The organism is Oerskovia sp. NPDC056781, assembly GCF_042789955.1.
Lineage (GTDB): Bacteria > Actinomycetota > Actinomycetes > Actinomycetales > Cellulomonadaceae > Oerskovia > Oerskovia rustica.
Window position 1 is genome coordinate 1 of sequence record NZ_JBHUAD010000294.1, and the last position, 4,148, is coordinate 4,148.

3 protein-coding genes are annotated in these 4,148 nt (G+C 72.8%); all 3 read left to right on the plus strand.

Annotated features, from left to right (window positions below):
- Positions 1 to 162: 162 nt before the first annotated feature.
- The 3 genes from ald to ACFRCR_RS17350 are packed head-to-tail and all read left to right on the plus strand — an operon-like array spanning position 163 to position 4,104.
- Positions 163 to 1,278 carry an alanine dehydrogenase gene (gene ald, locus ACFRCR_RS17340; RefSeq protein WP_377679267.1) on the plus strand — a complete coding sequence of 372 codons (1,116 nt, stop codon included), beginning with the start codon at positions 163 to 165 and terminating at the stop codon, positions 1,276 to 1,278.
- Between the two features lie 60 nt (positions 1,279 to 1,338).
- Entirely contained in the window at positions 1,339 to 1,962 is a 624-nt protein-coding gene (locus ACFRCR_RS17345) for a GNAT family N-acetyltransferase (RefSeq protein WP_377679269.1), read from the plus strand.
- Between the two features lie 54 nt (positions 1,963 to 2,016).
- Positions 2,017 to 4,104: a M3 family metallopeptidase gene (locus ACFRCR_RS17350; protein ID WP_377679271.1), complete on the plus strand. Its 2,088-nt coding sequence runs from the start codon at positions 2,017 to 2,019 to the stop codon at positions 4,102 to 4,104.
- The last annotated feature ends 44 nt before the right edge of the window (positions 4,105 to 4,148 follow it).

The window sequence follows — 4,148 nt, forward strand, 5'->3', positions numbered from 1 at the left end:
GTGGAGGCGACCTCAACCCCGTTCTCGGCACCGAGAAGCGGCCCGACGGCGGAGCGCACCTTCCAACGGGTGGCGCGCTTCGGCATCGGGCCGGGTGCGCTGCGGGCGACCCGCGCGAGCCCTCGACGCGCGCGATCGGCGCGCACGCGACACGCTGGCGGCATGAGGATCGGGATTCCTGTCGAGGTCAAGAACAACGAGTACCGCGTCGCGCTGACCCCGGCGGGTGCCCATCATCTGGTCGCGGCGGGGCACGAGGTCCTCGTCCAGTCCGGTGCAGGGATCGGCTCGGCCATCTCCGACGAGGACTTCACGTTCGCGGGCGCGCACGTCCTGGACACGGCCGAGGAGGTCTGGGGCCGGGCCGAGCTCGTGTGCAAGGTCAAGGAGCCCGTGCCGAGCGAGTACCCGCTGCTGCGCGACGACCTGCTGCTGTTCGCCTACCTCCACCTGGCCGCCGACCCCCTCGGTACGGCCGCGCTGCTCGACGCCGGCACCACCGCGGTCGCGTACGAGACCGCCCAGGCCCCCGACGGCTCCCTGCCGCTCCTCGCCCCCATGAGCGAGGTGGCCGGCCGCATGGCGACCCAGGTCGGTGCGTACCACCTCATGCGCCCTGCGGGCGGCTCGGGCGTGCTGCTGGGCGGCGTCCCCGGCAGCAGACCGGGCCGCGTGGTGATCCTCGGCGGCGGGACCGCCGGGCGGCACGCGGCCGAGATCGCGGTCGGCATGCGCGCCGAGGTCACGATCCTCGACCTGTCGCTGCCGGTGCTGCGTGCGCTCGACCAGGAGTTCGCGGGCCACGTGCGGACCGTCGCGTCGAGCGCGTACGCGATCGAGCAGGAGGTGCTGGCCGCCGACCTCGTGATCGGTGCGGTCCTCGTCGCAGGGGCCCGGGCCCCGCACCTGGTGACGAACGACCTCGTGTCCCGCATGAAGTCCGGCTCGGTCCTCGTCGACATCGCGGTCGACCAGGGCGGCTGCTTCGAGGACTCCCGCCCCACCACGCACGACGACCCCACGTTCAGCGTGCACGGCTCCACGTTCTACTGCGTCGCGAACATGCCGGGCGCGGTACCCGTGACCAGCACGCACGCTCTGACGAGCGCGACCCTGCCGTACCTCGCGCTCCTCGCGGACGGCGGGACGAGCGCGCTGCGCAGCGTCCCGCTGCTGCGCAACGGGCTGACGACCGTGGCGGGGACGCTCGTCAACGAGCAGGTCGCCGTCGCGCTCGGGCTGCCGTGGGCGCGGGCCGTGGACGTCGTGGGGGAGTAGCGCCGGTCGCTTCCCGAAATGCCCTGTCGAGCCCTCCCCGCGCAGTGGCATGCTGTCCGGATGGAACCTTTCGTCCTCGCCAACGAACGTGTCCACCTCGTGATGCCCACCGCGGCGGACGTCGACCGCATCACCGAGCTCTGCCAGAGAGCCGAGATCGCCGCGTGGACCACCGTGCCCAGCCCGTACGCGCGCGCGGACGCTGCGACCTTCATCGAGGACGTCGTGCCCGAGGCGTGGCGCACGGGCCGCGGGCACACGTGGGCGATCCGCCGCCCGGACGCGCCGCACGGACCCGTCCTCGGCATGGTCGGGATCACGCTCGACTCCTCGCCCACGCGCGACACGTCGGCCGAGATCGGGTACTGGCTCGCGCCCGAGGTGCGCGGCGAGGGGCTCATGACCGAGGCCGCCCGTCTCGTGGTCGACTGGGCGTTCGACCCCGAGGGGCTGGGGCTGTCCCGCATGGTCTGGACCGCGTTCACGGGCAACTGGGCCTCGCGACGCGTCGCATGGCGCCTGGGGTTCCGGGTCGAGGGCACCGTGCGGGGCCACGGCGTCCAACGGGGCGCACGCCGGGACGCGTGGATCGGCACGCTCCTCGCCGCCGACCCGCGTGAACCGGTCGAGCCGTGGCCGTCCGCCGAGGCGGGGGACCACGTCGGGCAGACACGGGCGCGCTGACGCGACCGGGAATGATGTCGTGAGCCGGGCGCGCGCCGGGTGAAGATAGGACGCATGACGAGCACCCTCGACCCGGCCAACCCGTTCGCCGCGGCGTCCACCCTCCCGTACCAGCTCCCCGACTTCACGACGATCCGCGAGGAGCACTACCTCCCCGCCCTCCGCGCCGGCATGGAGGCCGAGCGCGCGGAGGTCGAGCAGATCGTCACCAACCCCGAGGCGCCCACGGTCGCCAACACGCTCGAGGCCCTCGAGTCCGCGGGGCAGCTCCTGACCCGTGCGGTCACGGTCTTCTACAACGTCGCGAGCTCCGACTCGACGCCGGGCCTCGAGGACATCGAGGAGGCCATCGCCCCCGAGCTCTCGGCCCACCACGACGCGATCTACATGGACGCCCGCCTGTACGCGCGCGTCCGCGCCCTCCAGGACGCCGTCGACGCCGGCGAGCTCACGCTCGAGGCCGACACCGCCTGGCTCCTGCACACCCTGCTGGTCGACTTCCGCCGGTCGGGCATCGAGCTCGACGCCGCGGACCAGGACCGCCTGCGCGACCTCAACGGGAAGCTGACCTCGCTCGAGGCCGCGTTCGGACGCAAGCTCCTCGCGGGCGCGAACGCCGCGAGCGTCCTGGTCGACGACGCCGCCGAGCTCGAGGGCCTGCCCGAGGACGCGGTCGCCGCGGCTGCGGCAGCCGCTGCGACGCGCGGTCATGAGGGCAAGTACCTCCTCGAGATGCAGCTGCCCACGCAGCAGGGCGTCATCGCGTCGCTCGCACGCCGCGAGACCCGTGAGCGCGTCCAGCAGGCGTCCGTGACGCGCGGCGCGACGGGCGACGACAACGACACGCGCCAGATCGTGCTCGATCTCGCGCGCCTGCGCGCCGAGCACGCCCGGCTCCTCGGGTACGACCACCACGCCGCGTACATCGCCGAGGACGCGACGGCCAAGACGACCGACGCCGTCAACGCGATGCTCTCGCGGCTGGCCCCGGCGGCCGTCGCGAACGCCCGCCGCGAGGCCGGCGACCTCGAGGTCGCGCTCGCCCGCGAGGCCGGGGACGGCGCCGAGCTGCGTGCGTCCGACTGGGCGTACCTGGCCGAGCAGGTCCGCAAGGAGCGCTACTCGCTCGACGACGCCGCACTGCGTCCCTACCTCGAGCTCGACCGAGTCGTGACCGACGGCGTGTTCAAGGCCGCGAACCTGCTCTACGGCATCTCGTTCGCCGAGCGCACCGACCTCGTGGGCTACCACCCCGACGTCCGCGTGTTCGAGGTCTTCGACGGACCGGTCGGCGAGCCCGACCAGGGCCTCGGGCTGTTCCTCGCGGACTTCTACACGCGTGAGTCCAAGCGGGGCGGCGCGTGGATGAACAACCTGGTCGACCAGAACCACCTGCTCGACCAGCCGCCCGTCGTCGTGAACAACCTCAACATCGTCAAGCCCCCGGTGGGCGAGCCCACGCTGCTCGTGTGGGACGAGGTCATCACGCTCTTCCACGAGTTCGGCCACGCGCTGCACGGCCTGTTCTCGGACGTGCGCTACCCGTCGCAGTCGGGCACCGAGGTGCCGCGCGACTTCGTCGAGTACCCCTCGCAGGTCAACGAGATGTGGGCCTGGGAGCCGACGATCCTCACGTCCTACGCGGTCCACCACGTCACGGGCGAGCCCATGCCCGCCGAGTGGGCCCGGACCATGCTCGCCTCGCGCCTGTTCAACGAGGGCTTCGGGACGACCGAGTACCTCGCGGCTGCGCTGCTCGACCAGGCCTGGCACCAGCTCGCCCCCGAGCAGGTCCCCACGAGCGTCGAGGAGGTCCTGCCGTTCGAGGCCGCGGCCCTCGACGCGGCCGGCGTCGCCTTCGCGCCCGTGCCGCCGCGCTACCGCACGACGTACTTCAACCACGTGTTCGGCGGCGGCTACTCGGCCGGCTACTACTCGTACATCTGGTCCGAGGTCCTCGACGCCGACACCGTGACCTGGTTCGAGGAGAACGGCGGCCTCAACCGGGCCAACGGCGACGCGTTCCGCAAGAAGCTGCTCGCGCGCGGCGGCTCGGTCGACCCCATGGTCGCGTTCGCGGACCTGCGTGGCCGCGACCCGGAGATCGCGCCGCTCCTGACGCGTCGCGGGCTCGACGCATAGTCCCCGCTCCAGAGTGCTACCGGGCGCCGAGGTGGACCCAGGTC

Coding starts and splice junctions, on each gene's coding strand:
- ald (WP_377679267.1), top strand. CDS start 163: ATGAGGATCGGGATTCCTGTCGAGGTCAAGAACAACGAGTACCGCGTC.
- ACFRCR_RS17345 (WP_377679269.1), top strand. CDS start 1,339: ATGGAACCTTTCGTCCTCGCCAACGAACGTGTCCACCTCGTGATGCCC.
- ACFRCR_RS17350 (WP_377679271.1), top strand. CDS start 2,017: ATGACGAGCACCCTCGACCCGGCCAACCCGTTCGCCGCGGCGTCCACC.